At 64.1% G+C, this 17,968-nt stretch carries 13 protein-coding genes; 5 read left to right on the top strand and 8 right to left on the bottom strand.

Annotated elements, in window-relative coordinates; all coding sequences use genetic code 11:
* Window positions 1-50 precede the first annotated feature (50 nt).
* Both VIL88_RS02190 and VIL88_RS02195 read right to left on the bottom strand, forming a co-directional pair.
* Window positions 51-4,400, bottom strand: a complete 4,350-nt coding sequence (locus tag VIL88_RS02190; RefSeq protein ID WP_331985466.1) for a translocation/assembly module TamB domain-containing protein — start codon at window positions 4,398-4,400, stop codon at window positions 51-53.
* Window positions 4,400-6,274 (bottom strand): autotransporter assembly complex family protein, encoded by a 1,875-nt coding sequence (locus tag VIL88_RS02195; RefSeq protein WP_331985468.1) that lies wholly within the window; start codon window positions 6,272-6,274, stop codon window positions 4,400-4,402. The genes VIL88_RS02190 and VIL88_RS02195 overlap by 1 nt, the downstream gene beginning before the upstream one ends.
* 296 nt (window positions 6,275-6,570) lie before the next feature.
* On the opposite strand from VIL88_RS02195, the gene VIL88_RS02200 reads away from it, so the two are divergent.
* From VIL88_RS02200 to VIL88_RS02215, 4 genes are all read left to right on the top strand, one after another.
* Window positions 6,571-7,344, top strand: a complete 774-nt coding sequence (locus VIL88_RS02200) for an SDR family NAD(P)-dependent oxidoreductase (protein WP_331985470.1) — start codon at window positions 6,571-6,573, stop codon at window positions 7,342-7,344.
* A gap of 85 nt (window positions 7,345-7,429) precedes the next feature.
* Window positions 7,430-8,323: an aromatic ring-hydroxylating dioxygenase subunit alpha gene (locus tag VIL88_RS02205; RefSeq protein WP_331985472.1), complete on the top strand. Its 894-nt coding sequence runs from the start codon at window positions 7,430-7,432 to the stop codon at window positions 8,321-8,323.
* A gap of 225 nt (window positions 8,324-8,548) precedes the next feature.
* Window positions 8,549-10,255, top strand: coding sequence for a Rieske 2Fe-2S domain-containing protein (locus VIL88_RS02210; RefSeq protein WP_331985474.1), 1,707 nt, complete (start codon window positions 8,549-8,551; stop codon window positions 10,253-10,255).
* Between the two features lie 166 nt (window positions 10,256-10,421).
* A complete protein-coding gene (locus VIL88_RS02215; RefSeq protein WP_331985476.1) occupies window positions 10,422-11,066 on the top strand; it encodes a glutathione S-transferase family protein in 645 nt (214 codons plus the stop codon).
* Between the two features lie 2 nt (window positions 11,067-11,068).
* On the opposite strand, the gene VIL88_RS02220 is transcribed toward VIL88_RS02215, so the two are convergent.
* The 3 genes from VIL88_RS02220 to epmA form a co-directional block, all read right to left on the bottom strand.
* Entirely contained in the window at window positions 11,069-12,193 is a 1,125-nt protein-coding gene (locus VIL88_RS02220; protein ID WP_331985478.1) for a hypothetical protein, read from the bottom strand.
* A gap of 116 nt (window positions 12,194-12,309) precedes the next feature.
* Window positions 12,310-13,341, bottom strand: a complete 1,032-nt coding sequence (locus VIL88_RS02225) for a lysine-2,3-aminomutase-like protein (RefSeq protein ID WP_331985480.1) — start codon at window positions 13,339-13,341, stop codon at window positions 12,310-12,312.
* A gap of 130 nt (window positions 13,342-13,471) precedes the next feature.
* The gene (gene epmA, locus VIL88_RS02230; RefSeq protein ID WP_331985482.1) at window positions 13,472-14,527 is read right to left on the bottom strand and encodes an EF-P lysine aminoacylase EpmA; all 1,056 of its coding nucleotides are present in this window, start codon (window positions 14,525-14,527) and stop codon (window positions 13,472-13,474) included.
* Window positions 14,528-14,652: 125 nt separating this feature from the next.
* Here epmA and efp point away from each other — a divergent pair, with 125 nt between their 5' ends.
* Window positions 14,653-15,222, top strand: coding sequence for an elongation factor P (gene efp / locus VIL88_RS02235; protein ID WP_331985484.1), 570 nt, complete (start codon window positions 14,653-14,655; stop codon window positions 15,220-15,222).
* 181 nt (window positions 15,223-15,403) lie between these two features.
* On the opposite strand, the gene VIL88_RS02240 is transcribed toward efp, so the two are convergent.
* The 3 genes from VIL88_RS02240 to VIL88_RS02250 all read right to left on the bottom strand — a co-directional run bounded on the left by VIL88_RS02240 (window position 15,404) and on the right by VIL88_RS02250 (window position 17,968).
* Entirely contained in the window at window positions 15,404-15,898 is a 495-nt protein-coding gene (locus tag VIL88_RS02240; protein ID WP_331985486.1) for a ferritin-like domain-containing protein, read from the bottom strand.
* 85 nt (window positions 15,899-15,983) lie between these two features.
* Complete coding sequence (locus tag VIL88_RS02245) at window positions 15,984-16,952, bottom strand: acetylxylan esterase (RefSeq protein ID WP_331985488.1); 969 nt, start codon at window positions 16,950-16,952, stop codon at window positions 15,984-15,986.
* A gap of 95 nt (window positions 16,953-17,047) precedes the next feature.
* Entirely contained in the window at window positions 17,048-17,968 is a 921-nt protein-coding gene (locus tag VIL88_RS02250; protein WP_331985490.1) for a flagellar motor protein MotB, read from the bottom strand.

Here is a 17,968-nt window from a genome sequence, read left to right on the forward strand (position 1 = left end):
AGGGTGAGTAGGGGTTCTTCACCGAACCAGGCCCTTGTGGCAAGTCGCTCTCAGTAGTCCTTTTCGTAGAACACGCCGAGGCTTGAATTGCCGTCCTGCCCGGCGGCACCGGTGACCTTGAGGTCGTCGGTGACGTCGAGGTTGATGGTGACGCGGCTTTGCCCGCCTGCGCCTGCCTGCACGCCCAGATAGACATTGTCCTGGATATAGGTGCCGGCCTGTACTGCAACATTGCCCTGCTCGTCGGTGACCACATCGAGGTCGTCGAGGCCAGCGGCACCGCGGAGGCTGTCGACGAGGCCACCGCCGCCGCCGCCACCGCCCACCAGTTCCGCAGCGGCGCCGGCAAGGCGGGCGAGTTGCAGGGGCGAGAGTTCGCCCATGGATCGCTTGAAGATCAGGCGGCTCAGCACCTCGTCCTGCGGCAGCTGCGGGCTGGAGGTGAAACTGACATCGATGTCAGACGCGCGCCCCGAAACGGTGACATAGACGGTGATGTCATCGCCCTGCGTTTCGGCCACCAGGTTGAGCACCGGATCGAGATCGCCCACCAGGGTGACGAGGCCGCTCTGGAAGGTGACGCGCTGGCCGAGGATGGCGAGGCGCCCGCGGATCAGCGAGAAGGCGCCCACGGGCTGGATGTTGTTGACCGGGCCAGTCAGCCGCACCGAGCCGCCCACTTCCGCATCGAGGCCACGACCGCGGATGAAGATCTGGTTGGGTGCATTGACGTTGACGTCGAGCAGCACGCCGGCCGGCCGCGTCTGCGGGATCGGGGCGCCAGTGGCGTCGTCGATCTTGGCGCGTTGCAGCGTCTGCTCGACGGCCGGCGGGGTGTGCACGTGTTCCACATCGATGAGTTGCGCACCGCCGCCGAAGCTTTCGGGCACGGTGATATTGGCCTCTTCCACGAAGACATCGCCGGCCAGCAGGGGCGACCCGGTGAGGTTGCCGGTCAGCGCCAGATTGCCGTCCACGGTGGCGACAAAGAGGTCGCCATCCGCATAACGGGCGGAGTCGAGTGCCAGCCGGATGTTTGCCGGCAAATTGGCGGTGAGGCCAACGGAGCCGGAGGCGGAAACGGAGCCGCCGGTGGAGAGGCCCGCCGACAGGGTGTCGATGACGAGGTTCTGGCCGTTAAGGCTGGCGGAGCCGGTGATGCCCGCAAGACGGAGGTTGAGTTCGGGATCCACATAGCCGGCGCCACTTGTGGAGACACGGCCACCGAACTGCGGCTGTCCGAGCGAGCCGGTTACCCGCGCATCGAGATTGAGGACACCACTGAATTGGCTGCCCCGGGCGGCGACGAAGCGGTTGGCGAGAGCGAGAGGAGCCGAGCCCTCCAGCGCCAGGTTGAGACCGTCGCCGGACAGCGGGATCGTTCCCGAGCCGCTGACGGTCAACCCGCCAGAGCCGGAGGCGCGCAGCGTTGCCAGAGAAACCGTGCCCTGGCTGAACGTGCCGCTGGCGGAGGCCGACAGGCGGGCGATGCCGAAGCCGCTGATCGCCTCTGCATCGACGCCACCGACCTGGGCATCGAAGCTCACCTGTGGATCGCTGCCCGTGCCAGCGATGTTCACACGCCCGTCGAGCATACCGGCGAGCCCGAGGCTGGGCACGACAGCATTGGCAATCGAGAGCGGCAGCGCGTTGACGTCGAGTACGATATTCAGCGTTTCGCCCGTGGAGCCGTTGGCCGTGATCGATCCCGATCCGACGTCGAAGCGCACGGCGTCGAGCGCAACGCTGGAGCCGGCGATCTGCAGCACGGTCGGCTGCGCCAGCCGCGCCGCGAGCTCACCCTGCTGTAATTCCGCTCGATCGAGCGCCAGGCGATAGCCGTCTTCTACCGGTGCAAGGGAGCCCGCGACATCGACATCTGTTCCTATCGCCAGTGCTGCCCTCGCGGCAAAGGACGTGGTGGAGCCGCTCTGGCTGGCCTCAGCACTCAGCGTGCGGATGGTGACGCCAGCAACGGCAACGTCGCTGGCCTCGGCCCTCCCTTCAATGGCGGGAACGCCAAAGAGATCGGTAATCGTGGCCTGGAGATCGGCAGCGCCGACCGATAGGCCGTTGACCACGAGGTTCTGCACGTCGCCTGCAAGCCTTGCGCCCTGCACGAAGTCAGGCTCCGAGCCGACGGCTTCGAGCGCGATGTCGATATCGACGGCGCCTTGCGCATCCAGCAGCGCCAGGGCTGCTGCAATGGCGATATCAGGCGAGCGAAGGGCGAGCTGGCCGTCGATGAGCCCGGACACGGCGTTGCGCGTGGCATTGCCGGTGATCTCGGTACCGGCTGCCTGGAAGCGGAGGTCGCTCAGCACCTGCTGGTCATCGACGATGCCGATGCCGGCCGCAAGCGTGGCGCGATGGCCTTCGATGTCGGCCTGCCCGCTGACCTGGCCCCGAAGGGCGTCTTCGGCATAGCGGCCATCGAAGCCGAACCGGCCGTTTACGAGATCGCGATCGGCGAGGCGCCCCTGCGGCACCTCAGCGTCGAGCACGAGGTCGATGCCGGCCTCTGCCGTGCCCGTGGCGGTGCCGGTGACGCTGAGCGCGCCGCTGGCCTGATCCGACAGCAGCGCCAGGTCACTGAGATCGAGGTTGAAGTCGAAATCGGCCACTTCGCTGGAATAGGTGCCATCGGCGAGGATGCTGAGCTGTTGATTGCCGACGCGGAAATTCTCGGCCAGGAGGCCAGCTTCGGTGCGCGCCACTCGGCCGGTCAGCGCCACCGTGCCGGCCAGCAGCCGATCGGCCACTTCGTCGCCGACGGAAAGGTCGGTGCCGGTGCCATCCAGGGTCACGTCGAAGCCGCCGGTCAGCGGCATCAGCGTGCCATTGATGCGAAGGGCAAGGGCGCCATCGAGCTCACGGCCGGCAAGCCCGGAGAAGGGTGCAATGCTGGCGGTATCGACGGTGATGTCGCCGGTGAAATCGAGGTTGTCGAGCTGACCGGCAAGCGCAACGGTCAGGGCCTGGCCCACCACGCGCAGTTCGGCAAGCTGCACCGGCTCTCCTGCCGTCCACATGCCGGCAATGCCCAGCCCGATGGAGTCACCGAGCGCGGCTTCTATTTCAGCGGAACCGGCAATGCCGGACAGCGTACCGTCGCCGTTGAAGGTCACCCGCCGCGTAGCAGGATCGCTGAGATTGGCGGCCACGCCGCCCAAGGTCATGGCCAGCGTGTCGGCGGCAAAGCCCTCCGTCTCGTAGCCGGTCACGGCCAGGTTGGACGACCATTCCTCGCCCGTCTGCCCGAACGCGACGTCGAGCCGGGCCGAGCTGACACGCGTCGCGCTGCCCGGCACCGGAAGGATCACCTTCTCGCCCGAGGGATCGGCGACAACAGCCTCGAGGGTCAACTGGCGGAGGAAATTGTCCGGCGTGGTTTCCGCTGCTGCCTGTAGCGACAATTGTCCACCGCTCAAGCGGAGGCCGGTGATCGAGAGCCCACCTTCGGCGCGCAGGAGAGCGTCGGCGGCAAGCGTCGTCTCGGCGCCAAAGAACGGGCGATAGGGCTCGGCCAGAAGCGTCGCCAGCGGACCGCCAAGGTCCAACGCAACGGCGGTGCCCTCGGCCTGGCGATTGATGGTCGCGACACCGGCAAGGGCCGTCTGGCCATTGGCCTGCAGTTCCAGTTCGGTGCGCAGGTCGGTGATGGGGCCGCTGCCTGAAAGGTTCAGCGTGACGGCCGGGCGGCCCTCGATATTGAGGAGGTTGGCCAGGAGTCCGTTCTCCGGCTCCACCAGCGACAGACCAAGGTCGATATTACTCTCGGCGTTGCTGTAGACCACGTCGAGGTCCAGCGTACCGCCCGGTCCGTCGAGACGCACGATATCGAGGCTCGTGTCGAGATTGCCCCCTTCCAGCGTCAAATCACCGGCTAGAGAAACCTGCGACGCCAGCCCGAACACGTCTTCTCCGAAGGTAACCGAGGGCACGCTGAGCTGCTGCAGAATGACGGCGACGGGAAATTCCGGAACCTGAAAACTGCCGGCCTCGGGCGGCGGAAGATCTACCGCACCCTCGACGGGACGGGCGTTGCGGATGAAGTCGATGGAATCGGCCTTGAGCGACTGCACTTCGAGGCGCCCGAGGAACAATGCAGCCTGGTTCCAGGTCAGGGTCGCGTTGTTGACCTGCAGCCAAACGCCTTCGGCATCGGAGATGGTAATCTCGCGGATGGAGACATTGCTGCCGAGCACACCATCGATGTTAGAGAGGCGGATCTGCCGCTCCGGCGTGGAGAGGCGATCCTGAACGAAGGTGGTCAGCCAGTCCTTTTGTTCCTCGTTGTCCATGGCAAGGACATCCTGCGCCGCCACCGGCAGCGCCGCGGCGACGAGGAAAAGGAACAGGACGGCCAGATGCCGATAGAAAGACAAAAGTGCGCGCATCAGAAGGCCTGCCCTATGCCGACATAGATGGCGTAGTCAGGATCGTTCGCGCGCTTGTTCAGCGGGATGGCAACATCGAGCCGGAGGGGCCCGAGACCGGTATAGTAGCGCACGCCCAAGCCCGCACCGACGCGCAACTCGTCCAGCGACGGAAAGCGGTCGGCGGCCACGTAGCCGGCGTCGACAAAGCCGACCACGCCGATGTCGTCGGTCACCTTGGCGCGCGCTTCGAGCGAGCCCTCGAGCAGGTACCGTCCGCCCGTCACCACGCCTGCGCCATTGTCCACGCCGATGGACCGGAAGCCATAGCCACGGACGGAGCCGCCACCGCCGGCAAAGAACAGCTTGTCGGGCGGAATCTGGTCGAGGCCCGGTCCGACCACCGCACCACCCTTGAGACGCCCGGCCAGGACGAATGCGTCGTCCTCGGCAAAGCCGAAATAGGTGCGGCCTTCGACGGTCAGCTGGGCGCCGGCATTGCCGTAGTTGAGTTCGTAGAAGGGCTGAACATCGAGTGCCGCGTACCATCCCTGCGTAGCGTCGACCGGGTCGTTGCGGAAGTCGAGCACGGCATTGCCGAAGAGGCCAAGAGTCTTGAAGTCACGGGTGCCGAAGACGTCGTCGAAACGGTTGACCTCGAACTGCGCGCCGCCAGAGAGGGTAATCTGGTCCGAGAGGATGTGAGTCAGCCCCACGCGGCCGGAAGCCGAGGTCTCGGTATAGGTGGGGTAGATGGTGCGCTCGGCAAAGACGGTGGCCACCAGATCGGTATCCGGCGTCCAGATGCCGGGCTTGGTGAAGGTGCCGCCAAAGAAGTAATCGAACTGGGAGGTGTCGAGCGGATAGCCGATGCTGGCGACGCGCGCGTCGAGCCGGAGCCGCTCGGCCTGGCCGAAGAGGTTGCGCCAGAGGTGATAACCCTCGACCCCCAGGCCATCGATGGTGGAATAGGAAGCGCCTGCGCCGAAGCGGCGGCCCGGCAGTTCCTGGACGATCAGTTCATAGGGCAGCAACCCGTCGGCGCCGACCGATTCCGCTGCCTGGAGCCGCGCCGCCTGGAAGACCTCCAAGCGATCGAGGCGCTTTTGCGCCCGCTCGATCTCGTCGGGGTCGAATTCCTCGCCTACGGTGAGCCCGGTCTGGCGCCGGACAAAGGCGGGGTCCATTCGCTCGGTGCCCGAAACGGTCACCTCCCCGAAGGCGGCCTTTGGCCCGGGATTGACGGTGATGGTGACGTCCACAAGGTTGACGGCGTGGTCCGCGACGACGTCGCGCGAGGCTATTACTGCCTTGGCATAGCCTTGCTGGCGCCAGGCCTCGAGCGCCAGTTGCTCAGCCTGCAGGATCACCGAGGAGCGCGCGACGAGGCCGCCGCCGAAGCCCCGCGATGATGGCAGTTCGACCTGGTCCCATGGATCACTGGTTGCCGGAGCCTGGTTGACGATGGCAACATTGTTGAAGCGGAATTCGGGACCCGGATCGACCACGATGGTCACATCGACCGGATCGGGCAGGTCGATATCGGGCGGCAAGCCGGAGGCTTCCCGGCCACCGACGCGGATCGATACCGTGCCGCCATAGAAGCCTTCGTTGTAAAGCGCGGCCACCAGCCGGCGGTAGTCGCCACGGGCTTTGGCCAAAAGGCCAGCGGCGCCGGAAGCCGGCTCCTCTTCGTCGGCGATCAGGGCGGAGGCATTGCGAACGGTGTTTTCCACCGGGCCTTGCGTATTGACGACGAGCGTCACGCGATAGGGCTGCGGATCGGTGATCACGCTTTCTTCGTCGGTCTCGTCCTCGAAGAACTTCATGCCGAACAATTCAAAGCCGAGCGCCGGCGAAGCTGCTGCGCCGAACCCGGCCAGGGCAACGCACAAAGCGCCAATACTCGTTACCAGACGCGCGATTTGCAGTGGACCAGTTCCCGCCCGTTACGCTTCAACCACAGAGGCAGAAGCTCAGTTTGCTCCCCGGGGAAGAAGATTTCGTTAAGGACCTTCCCGCCCAGGCACTCTAGTGCCATGGGCAAGGCCGGCACAACCTCGGGCAAGCCTCTGCAGGAGAATTGATCGACCAGCCGTGGCCGATGGGCAACGGGTATATGTCGGTCTGGCTTGACCGCACCGGCCCGAGGGGTCACTAAAAGGCCTCCCCACGCTGCAAGAGTTTATCCATGTACCAGCTGCTCGACCCCAGCCGCTTTGTTGTTTTCATCACCGGCGCAACCTCCGGCTTTGGTGCTGCCGCCGCGCGCCGCTATGTCGCCGCGGGCGGCAAGGTTATCGCCACGGGCCGCCGCAAGGATCGCCTCGTGGAACTGCAGAACGAACTGGGGGCCGAGAACTGCCACATCATCGAACTCGATGTGCGCGACCGGCACGCGATTGATGCGGCCATCGCCGCCCTGCCCGAGCCCTTTGCCGGCATCAATATCGTCCTGGCCAATGCCGGCCTGGCACTGGGCCTGCAGCCGGCGGCGGAAACCGATGTCACCGACTGGGAAACGATGATCGCCACCAACGTGACAGGGCTGGCATATACGATCCGGGCGCTCCTGCCGGGGCTGATCGCGCGGGGCGGCGGCCATGTGGTCACCTTGGGATCGGTCGCGGGTGATTATCCCTATCCCGGCGGTTCGGTCTATGGCGCCACCAAGGCTTTCGTGAAGCAGCTGGCGCTTAACCTCCGCTCCGACCTCCAGGGCAAGAATGTGCGGGTCACCAATATCGAGCCTGGTCTTACCGAGACTGAATTCTCGCTGGTGCGCTTCAAGGGGGACGAAGCCAAGGCCAGCAAGCCCTATGAAGGCACCAAGGCCATGAATGCCGATGACATCGCCGAGACCATTTTCTGGTCCACGACGCTCCCAGCGCATGTCAACGTCAACCGCCTGCAGGTGATGGCGACGACGCAGGCCTTCGGACCCTTCGACATCTACCGCGAATAGACTGCAAGGCGGCCCTGCCTCCGTTGCAGCTTGCCCCCTGGAGCCTGCCCGCGATAGAGTTGCGGGCAGCAAGCCCGGACCATCAATGACTTCAATCGATCCCATCACCCGTGACCTCTGGCAGGTCATCGCCGCAACCGACGAACTTCCTGTCGGCATCGTCGAGACCACCCTTCTCCTCGACCAGCCGATTGCCATGACCCGCGACCGCAATGGTGAGCCGGTCGTGTGGCGGCGCAGCGATGAGCAGCCCGGTGACGAGATCGATCCAGAGACCATTCTCGACCGTCTGCCCGTGACCACCGGCTATGGCTTTACCTGGACGAGCCTGGGTAGCCCGCCCGCCCAGCTGTTTCCGGTGCCTGAATATGCCGAGAGCGACCGGGTGAACATGAGCTGCGGCTCCATTGGCATCCACGTCTCGGCCCCGCGGGCGGTCGAGAACTTCCTCGACATGGGGCACTTCCCCTATGTCCACACTGACATTCTGGGCGCCGAGCCGCATACCGAAGTGAAGGAATACGACGTAGAGGTCTCCCAGGAGCGCGACGAAGTGCTTGCCACCAAGTGCAAGTTCTTCCAGCCACGGGCGGCCTTGTCGGCGACCGACGGCATGGAAGTGGAATATGTCTATCGCGTGCCGCATCCCTTCTGCTCGGTGCTCTACAAGTCATCGCCCGAAGCGCCCGAGCGGCGCGACGTCATCGCCATCTTCCTCCAGCCCATGACCGAGGAGCGCTGCCGCGCTCACCTCCTGCAGTCGATGATCGACTCCACCTCGACCATCACCGAACTGCGCCGCTTCCAGCAGACGATCTTCGGGCAGGACAAGCCCATCCTCGAAAACCAGTATCCCAAGCGGCTGCCGCTCGACCCACGCGCAGAAACACCGATCCGGGCGGACAAGTCCGCCATCGCCTATCGCCGCTGGCTATCGCAAAAGGGGATTACCTATGGGGTGATCCCGGTGGCGGGGTGACGTGACTGCTGTGGCTCAGTCGTCTCCCTCCCCCTTGAGGGGAGGGATCAAGGGTGGGGGTTCGGGACCCTCACTACACTTGGCGTCTAGGCCAACCTGCAGAACCCCCACCCCCGCCCTCCCCTCAAGGGGGAGGGAGTTAGATCGAGTTGCCCCGTACGCCAGGGTGACCAGCAAGCATTCGATATCGATCGTGGCGCGATCCCAGACCACCGCGGATCACGCATGACCCTCACCCTATCCGACCCGACCTGGTACCCGATCGCCTCAAGCGAGGACCTGCCCTTCCGCCATGTCTATCAGGGGCAGTTGCTGGGCCGCGAACTTGCCGTGTGGCGGGCCGACGATGGCAATGTCAATGTCTGGGAGAACCGTTGCCTGCATCGTGGCGTTCGCCTCTCGATTGGCGTCAACGAGGGCGGCGAACTCAAGTGCCAGTACCACGGCTGGCGCTATGCCAACCGCTCGGCCGGCTGCACCTATATCCCGGCCCATCCAGCCGATGCACCTGCGCGCCGCATCCAGAACAAGACTTACCCAGTGCGCGAGGCCTATGGCCTGGTCTGGTCCGCCGCCAATGACGACCAGCCGTTCCGCCCCTTTCCAGGCGCTGAAGGGCATGACTGGTTCGCCCTGCGGCCCATGCCGGTCAATGCGGCCCCTGAAGACGTGCTCGCAGGCTTGGTGCGGCTTGCGCCCGACGACCAGCCGGCTGACCTGCTGCCCGGCCTTTCGGTGCGTTTCGCCGGCACCTACTACTTTGTCCAGCCGGTTGATGCCGGCCGGTCGGTGATCCGCGGCCTCCTGCAGGAACAACCGGTCGAGCCGACGATCACCCTGCGCCACTACAACGAGATGCTGAGCAAGCTGCGCGATCGGCTGGAGCGTGCCGCCCAGCGCAAGCCAGCGCCGGCACCGCTGCAGCCGGCCTTTGAAAAGGTCTCGGCCGAACTCTCCACCATGCCCGATATCGCCATCCCGAAGGGCAACACCATTACGGTGGTGGTCAAGCGCAAGTGGACCAGTGCCGATGGCGTCATCGGTTTCGAACTGGCGCCGCGCGAGGGGCACCTCCCAACTTTCCAGCCGGGCGCCCATATCGATATTCATCTGCCCAATGGCATGACGCGGCAATATTCGATCACCAACGGGCCGGGCGAGCTCCTAAGCTACATCATCGGCGTCAAGGCCGAGAGCGCCAGCAAGGGCGGCAGCAAAGTGCTGGCCGAAACCGTGCGCGAGGGTGACCTCCTCGCCATCTCCGAGCCGCGCAACAACTTCCCGCTCCGCCGCGACGCCACCCGCACCGTGTTGATCGCCGGCGGCATCGGCATCACACCGCTCCTGTCGATGGCCCGTTTCCTCGACAAGTCGAACCTGCCGTACGAGCTGCACTATTTTACGCGTGCCGAGGACAGCACCGCCTTCCGCTCCGAACTAGAGGCACTCCATGGCAAGGTGATCTTCCACACCGGCCTGCCGCGCGAGCAGACCGCCGTGACCATCAGCACCGCACTAGGGCAATGGTCGCTGGCCCAGCATGTCTATGTCTGCGGACCATCGGCCATGCTGGAAATGGTGCGCGCCACCGCTGCGGCGCAGGGCTGGCCCGAAGAGTCGATCCATTTCGAGTATTTCAAGAACGACAAGATCATCGACAACTCCAACGCCTTCGACGTGGAACTGGCCCGCTCGGCCATGACCCTGCATGTTCCATCGGGCAAGACAATCCTCGAGGTCATGCGCGAGAACGGGCTCACCGTCCCGAGTTCCTGCGAACAGGGCGCCTGCGGCACCTGCCTGACCGGAGTGATCGAAGGCGAGGTGGACCACCAGGACGTCTACCTCAACGACAGCGAAAAACGCGCCAACACCTGCATGATGACCTGCGTCAGCCGAGCCAAGGGGCCACGGCTGGTGCTGGATATTTGATTGTGGTGAGCACCGAGCGCGCAGTCGAATCCCTCCCCTTTGAGGGGAGGGATCAAGGGTGGGGGTTTGGGACTAGCCAGGCCAACCTCACCCAGTGCGACCTTCAGAACCCCCACCCCACCCCTCCCCTCAAGGGGGAGGGGGCAGATCGGGGCGAGACCAAGATATGACGATCACCCTCTACGACTACGAACTCTCGGGCAATTGCTACAAGCTGCGGCTGCTGATGAGCATCCTCAAGCTCCCCTACGACATCGTGCCGGTGGACTACTATCCCGGGCGCGAGAACCGCTCGGACTGGTTCCTGCGGCTCAACCCGTTCGGGCAGTTGCCGGTGCTCAAGGATGATGATCTCGTCCTCTCCGACAGCGGCGCGATCCTCGCCTACCTGGCCCGCAAATATGACGCGAGTGGGCGCTGGCACCCAACCGATGCCGCCGCCACTGCCGAGGTGCTGCGCTGGCACGGCGTGGCCGACAGCATCACCGGCAGCGTCGCGGCCGCACGGCTGGCCCTGAGCTTCGGCCTCGACTATGACGTGCCGCGCTGCCAGCGCGAGGCCCACCGCATCTTCCGCCTGATGGACGAGCATCTCTGGTTCGGCGAGCGCGGGGGCCGCGACTGGCTCTGTGCCCCCGATCATCCCACCACGGCCGATATCGCCTGCTTCCCCTATGTGATGCTGAGCGAAGAGGCAGGCGTCGGTCGCGAAGACTATCCGGCGCTGCGGCGCTGGACCGACCGTGTGCGCCGGGTTCCGGGCTTTATCGTCATGTCCGGCATCTTCCCGGCCGGGGCAGCACTCGGTTAGCGCTAGGACTTGGTCTTGGTCGGCGCCACTTTCCATCTTGTCCAATCCTCGGTGTCGACACACCCAAAGGGCGCGCGTTCGTCGCCGAAGCGCTGGTACAGCTGGGTACAGGCCCAATCATTGAGCGGCTCGGGCATGAGGTTGTTGATTTCGATGCCCACTGAGTCGAAAGCGTCATTGGCACTTGTGGCGTAGTAGATCCAGTAGCCAAAGATACCGACGGCAAACAGAACCAGCACGCCAAGGCCTGCCGCGAGGCCGCGCCAGATGCGGTATTTGGGCTTCGCGGGCTCCTGGTAGGTAATTGCCCCACCGCGTGCTTCCTGTTGCGTGTCGAAGGCGGCGAGCGCCAGCTGCCGCTCGGCATCGCTGAGTTCGAGACGGTGAAGATCGCGATCGAGCAGAACCGGCACTGCAAGGTGGTCGGACGCGACGGCGACCCCCAATGCCTTGCCGTTCTCGTCCACCGCCATCATCGGTTCATCACTACCGCTGAAGCGGGAGCGGATGATCTGCCCCTTGCGCTTGCCATCGCGGAGGGCATGGTAGCCCACGAAGCGGGAGCCACCCTTGGTGTCGACGCCCACGACGTCGACGGGCACCACCTGGAGGCGCCCGGCGACACCGGCGGCTCGATTGGCGCGGGCGGCCTTTATGGCGCCCCAGATCATGCCCAGCGTACCGCCCACGAAGACCAGCATGAAGACCGCGAACACGGCGAGCCGGTTCCACAACATGTCGAGACCAAGACTTACCGTCGCCAGTTCCGGCTTATCGCGCGAAACCACCAGCTCAACTTCGTAGTCGCCGCTGGAGAAATCGAGAAAGGCCAGCGAGACATGGGTATCGTAATCCTGGCCGCCATAGCTATAGACCAGCCTTGCCTCGCAATCGGTGAGGCCCCGGCGCGTCGTGCATTCGCCATCCAGAATCTCCCCGTTGGGAACGCTGATCGGGTTCTGGCTGATCTGCCAGTCGCGCCAGAGGCCTGGCCCCTGCCAGATGGCAAGGCCAATTGCCATTGCGGAAAGCAAAATGACGGTGAAGAAAAAGGCGGCCGGCTGCGCCAGCGGACGCCCGGCAATGGCTATCGACCTGTTGGGCAAGGGAAGATCAACGAAGCTCATGGAAACTGGACTCACTGAGACAGGTATGCCGCAGTGATACGCCAGCCCCAACGATCACGTAAATGCGAGAACCGCTGAAATTGCTTCACATTTTTCGCGGCCTTGTCAGCCAAACGTCATGTAGACGGTGGATAGGGGTGATCAACACCCTGCCAATCGCGCACGGTGAAGCAGCCATCACCGACCGAAATGGTGCTGGCGCCGATCTGCGCCTTGCCGTGACCGCCAGGGATATCGAGGATATAGGTCGGCTGCGCCAAACCCGAGATGCGACCGCGCAAGGCGCTAACCAGCGCCTGCCCTTCCTCGATCGACAGCCTGAAATGGCTGGTCCCGGGCGCCAGGTCGGGATGATGAAGGTAGTAGGGCTTCACGCGGTTCTCGACGAAGGCCTTCATCAGCGAGGCGAGCGTTTCCACGTTATCATTAACGCCGCGCAGCAGCACCGACTGGCTGATCAGCGCGATACCGCCATCTGCCAGCCGCGCCAAGGCCCTGCGCGCCGCATCCGAAATTTCACGGGGATGATTGGCGTGCACTGCAAGATAGGTGGTCTTGCCGCTGGCCTTGAGGGCCTCGACCATGGCCATGTCAACGCGCTCGGGCTCCAGCACCGGCACGCGGGTATGAAAGCGGACGATTTTGACATGCTCGATCCGGGCAAGTCGTTCGCCGATCTCGCGCAGCCGGCGCGGTGACAGCACCAGCGGGTCGCCACCGGTGAGGATCACCTCCCAGATTTCCGGACGGGCCGCGATATAGGCAAGGGCCGCATCGAGCTGCGCCGGGGTAAGGGTGCCCAAGCCATGCGGCCCCACCATTTCGCGGCGGAAGCAGAAGCGGCAATAGACGGGACAGACATGCACCGCCTTCAGAAGCACCCGGTCCGGATAGCGATGGACAATGCCCTCGACCGGCGAATGGGCAAGGTCGCCGATCGGATCGGCGCGCTCATCCGGTGTCGTCACCAGCTCGGCAACATCGGGAACAAACTGCCGAGCTATTGGGTCATCGGGATCAGCAGGATCGATCAGGGCAGCAACCGCGGGGGTGATGCCAATGGCGTACTTGTGCGCCACCGCATCGAGCGCCGTGGCGTCATGGACGAGGCCGGCTTCGATCAAATGTTGTATGGTTCGGATGAGCATTATGCTGCCCCACTCCAGATTGTCACCCTCGGGCTCGAACCGAGCGAGCTGCACTTCGAGGCAGTTCTGCAAGTATAGCCCCTTCGGGTCAAGCCCGAGGGTGACGTCCGGTGGATAGACGACCAAGAACTCATTCCGCCACCGGCGCCCAGAGTACCGCCTCGATGCGCGGCGCGCCGGTAGCCAGCATCACCAGGCGATCGAAGCCCAAGGCGACGCCACTTGCTTCCGGCATCAGCGCAAGGGCGGCAAGGAAGTCCTCGTCGAGGGGGTAGCGCTCACCATAGATGCGCGCCTTTTCCGCCATTTCTGCTTCGAAGCGCCGGCGCTGCTCGGCGGGGTCGGTCAATTCGCCGAAACCGTTGGCCAGCTCCACGCCGCAGGCATAGAGCTCGAAACGCTCCGATACCCGCCGGTCATCCGCCGTGCGCCGCGCCAACGCCGCTTCGGCGGCGGGGTAACGATCAAGCACAGTGGGACGGCCGATGCCGAGATGCGGCTCCACCCTGTCGGTGAGCACGAGGCTGAACAGGTAGCTCCAGCTGCGATCATCGGGCACCGACATGCCGTGAGCCAGCATCTGCGCCGCCAGAGCGTCACCATCTGTCTGTCCTTCCAAGTCCATGGTGGCCAAGAGGTCGATGCCGGCATAACGCAAAAAAGCGTCGGCTACACTCAGCCGCTCCGGCTTGGCGAAAGGATCGCACTGGCGGCCGCGGAACTGGAGGGTTTCGGCTCCCGTGATCTCTGCCGCCAGCGTGAGGAAGGCAAGGCAATCAGTGATGACCGCATCATAGCCTTCACCGACCCGATACCATTCCAGCATGGTGAATTCGGGATGGTGCAGCGCACTGCGCTCCCGGTTCCGCCACACATGGCCGAGGCTGGCAATGCGGCTCTCGCCGGCAGCCAGGAGCTTCTTCATGGTGAATTCAGGAGAGGTATGGAGATACATGGGCTGCCCCTCCCCGTTGTTGCCAATCATCTGCGTCGCGAAGGCATGCAGATGCGTCTCGTTCCCCGGCGAGCGCTGCAAGGCCGGCGGATCGACCAGGAGGAAGTCCCGATCGAGGAGATAGCTGCGAATGGCAGCCTCGATCCGGCCGCGCGCGAGGAGGATCGGCCGCCGATCCGCATGCAGCGAACGCGTCCACCACGACGATGGCTGGATCTGGGAAACGCTCATGGGACCTTTACAACGCCCGGGCTGGCGATTTTCGTCGAGATAGGGTAGTTGGCGCGAGGAATACACCATTCGGGCGCGGCAGGCCTGCCTCTACGACGCGCCAATGAGTTGAACAAGGAAGAATAATGGTCAAGGTCATCGCCTCCTCGCTGCGCAAGGGCAACGTCGTCGAGCAGGACGGCAATCTGCACGTCATCCTGACGGCCGAAAACGTCCACCCCGGCAAGGGCAACTCCATCACCAACGTCAACATGCGCCGCATCAGCGATGGCGTGAAGGTCGTCGGGCGTTGGCGCACCGTGGAAATGGTCGAAAAGGCCGACGTGGACGAGCGCGAATACGACTATCTCTATTCCGATGGCGAAGGCCACCACTTCATGAACCCGGAAAACTACGAGCAGCTCGTGGTCTCCGACGACGTCATCGGCGACCAGAAGGCCTACCTCACCGACGGTATGAAGGTTTACCTCAAGACCTTCGAAGGCAATGCGATCGCCATGGAACTGCCGCAGCGCCTGAGCTTCGAGATCGTCGAGACCGAGCCGGTGGTCAAGGGCCAGACGGCCTCTTCGTCCTACAAGCCAGCCGTGCTCAACAATGGCCTCAAGGTCATGGTCCCGCCTCATATCGGCGTCGGCACCCGCATCGTCATCCTGACCGAAGACAATTCCTACGTGGAACGCGCCAAGGACTGAACTGCGGCGGCCCCCTCCCATCCTCCCCCTGACAGGGGGAGGAGCAGATCAGGCTTGGGGCACCATCTCGTCCACCCACCAGGCAGTCCCTCCCCCTTTCAGGGGAGGTTAGGTGGGGGTCTCCACCAAATAAAACGGGCCCCAGCGGGCCCGTTTCTTTCACTCCGAAGGTGCGGAGACCTTAGGCAGCAGCCTTCTGGTTTGCGCTGGATTCGGCAACCTGGGTCAGCTTCTTGTCGGTGGCGACTTCCTGCGCCAGCGTCTCGTCGATTAGCTTCACCGCATCCTGCATGCCCAGCTGGGAAGCCCAAGTCTTGAGGGTGCCGTAGCGGGCGATTTCGTAGTGCTCGACAGCCTGGGCAGCGGCGACCAGACCGGCGTCGAGGGCAGCGGTGCCCTTGTACTCGGTCATGATTTCCTTGCCTTCTTCGATAATGCCGAGGATGGCATCGCAGGTCTTGCCGCGGGCGGGCTTGCCAAGCAGTTCGAAAATCTGCTCGAGGCGCTCGACCTGGCCTTCGGTCTCTTCGGCATGCTGCTCGAAACCGGCCTTGAGCTCTGCCGACTGGGCAGCCTTGGCCATCTTCGGCAGGGTCTTCAGGATCTGCTTTTCGGCGTAGTAGATGTCCTTGAGCGTGTCGTGGAACAGGTCTTCCAGGGTTTTTTCGGCAGCCATGATGGTATCTCCGAGCTTTGTGTTTCAGCTGCCCGATGAACGACTCTCTGTGGTCAAGGTTCCCGTAAGTTTACTGGCGCAGCGCTTACATGAAGCGCTCGGTGAGCCAGAGCATCTGCGCGCGATCCTGGAAAGCCTGGCCGCCTTCATGATTGTTGTACTCGTATTCTTCCATGCGCTTGTCCGCTCCTGCATAGGCATTGAAGGCGCCATAGACGCTTGATGGCGGGCAGACGTCGTCCATCAAGGCGACGGAAAAGAGGGCTGGCGCACTGGCGCGGCGAGCAAAGTTGACTCCGTCAAAATAGTTGAGCGTTTCGAAGACCTGCTCCCGCTTGTCTCGGTGCTGCGCCAGGAAGCGAACGATCTCCAGATAGGGATCGCGGCCGGCCTTCTGCATGGAGCGGCGATAGTCGCAGAGGAAGGGAACATCGGGCATGACCGCCTTGATGCGTGGATCGAGACCGGCAGCTGCGAGGGCAATGCCGCCGCCCTGGCTGCCACCACAGACGGCGATCCGCTGGGCATCGACAAAGTCCTGCGCAACCAGGGCATCGATGGCGCGCACGGCATCGGTGAAGACGCGGCGGTAGTAGTAGTCGTTCCTGTCGAGGATGCCCTTGGTCATCATGCCGGGAATCGAGGGCGTCGTCCCCACCGGGTCGGGCGTGGCGCCGGTGGACCAGCCACTGCCCTGCCCTCGCGTATCCATGCGAAAATTGGCAAAGCCGGAGGCGGCCCAATGCAGCTGCTCGTGCGGGAAGCCGCGGCCGCCGCCATAGCCGACATACTGGACGACCAGCGGCAGCTTGCCGCTGCGCTGCGCCGGCAGCACCAGCCAGCCCCGAACAGGATGCCCGCCAAAGCCGGGGAAGCTAACGTCGAAGGCCTCGACGAGCCGCAAGGTAGTAGCCACCGGCACGATGCTCACCGCTCCGCCCACGCTACGGGCTTCGCTAAGCGTCCCTTCCCAAAAGGAGGTGAAATCGGATGGCATCGGGACCTGGCTCTGGTAGGCGCCAAGTTCAGGCTGAATCAGATCGGGAAACGGCACGTCGGCACTCCTTGCTTTGGGAGCAAGCATGCACCGAGGTGTCCTTCCATACCAGTCGGGTGGGTCGACTTCAGCCTAGTTTTCCGGAACTACTGCTAGGGCGCCAGCCCCGCCGGCACAGGGGGCGTCTGGTAAAGCAGGGTAATCTCGATCCGCTCATTGGCCGCCATATAGGGGTCGTTGGGGAAGAACGGCTCGGCTGTCGCACGCCCCACCACCGAATCGATCTTTTCGTCGGAAAGCCCGAACTCGCCCATGATCTGGCGCACGCTGTTGGCGCGGTCCGCCGACAGCTCCCACGAGCCATAGCGCGGGTTGGCATAGACGCCGCCGGCCGCCGTGTGGCCCTCGATGCGCACCGGATTGGACAGTTGCTGCAGGATCGGGGCAATGGCAGCAATGGCCTGGCGGGTCGCCTCGTTGGGATATTTCGACCCTTCGGGGAACATCGGCGTGCCCTCCTGGTCGATGATGCGGATGTTGAGACCTTCCTCAGTCTCTTCCACGAGGAGGTTGTCGGCGATCTCGGTGATTTCGGGCAGAGCCTGCCAAGCCTGCTTGATGCTGGCGGCGGCGCTGTGGAAACCCTGGTCGTCCTGCGCCTTGAGATCATAGGAGGAGGCCTTGGCGGCATCGAACTGGTTGCCGTCCTTCTGCTCGTTGCCGCTGAGGGCGCCCTGCTTGGCACCGAACTCGCGGCCCTTCGGCGTCACCGATGCATCCTCGCGGTCCTGCGGCGTGGCGCCGGTCATGAGCGATCCTGAGCTTTCGAGCGCCGTGCCGCCCATCAACCCGCCCGAACCGCTGGTAGTGGGCGCGATATTGGGTGGCGCGAAATAGGTGGCGAGACCTTCCTTCTGCTCGGGCGTGGTCATGCTGATCAGCCAGAGCAGGAGAAAGAAGGCCATCATGGCGGTCACGAAGTCGGCATAGGCGATCTTCCAGGCGCCGCCATGGTGGGCGTGCTTGTTCTTCTTGACCTTCTTGATGATGATCGGCTGGTCGAAATTGGCCAT

Source organism: Devosia sp. (assembly GCF_036563435.1).
Classification (GTDB): Bacteria; Pseudomonadota; Alphaproteobacteria; order Rhizobiales; family Devosiaceae; genus Devosia.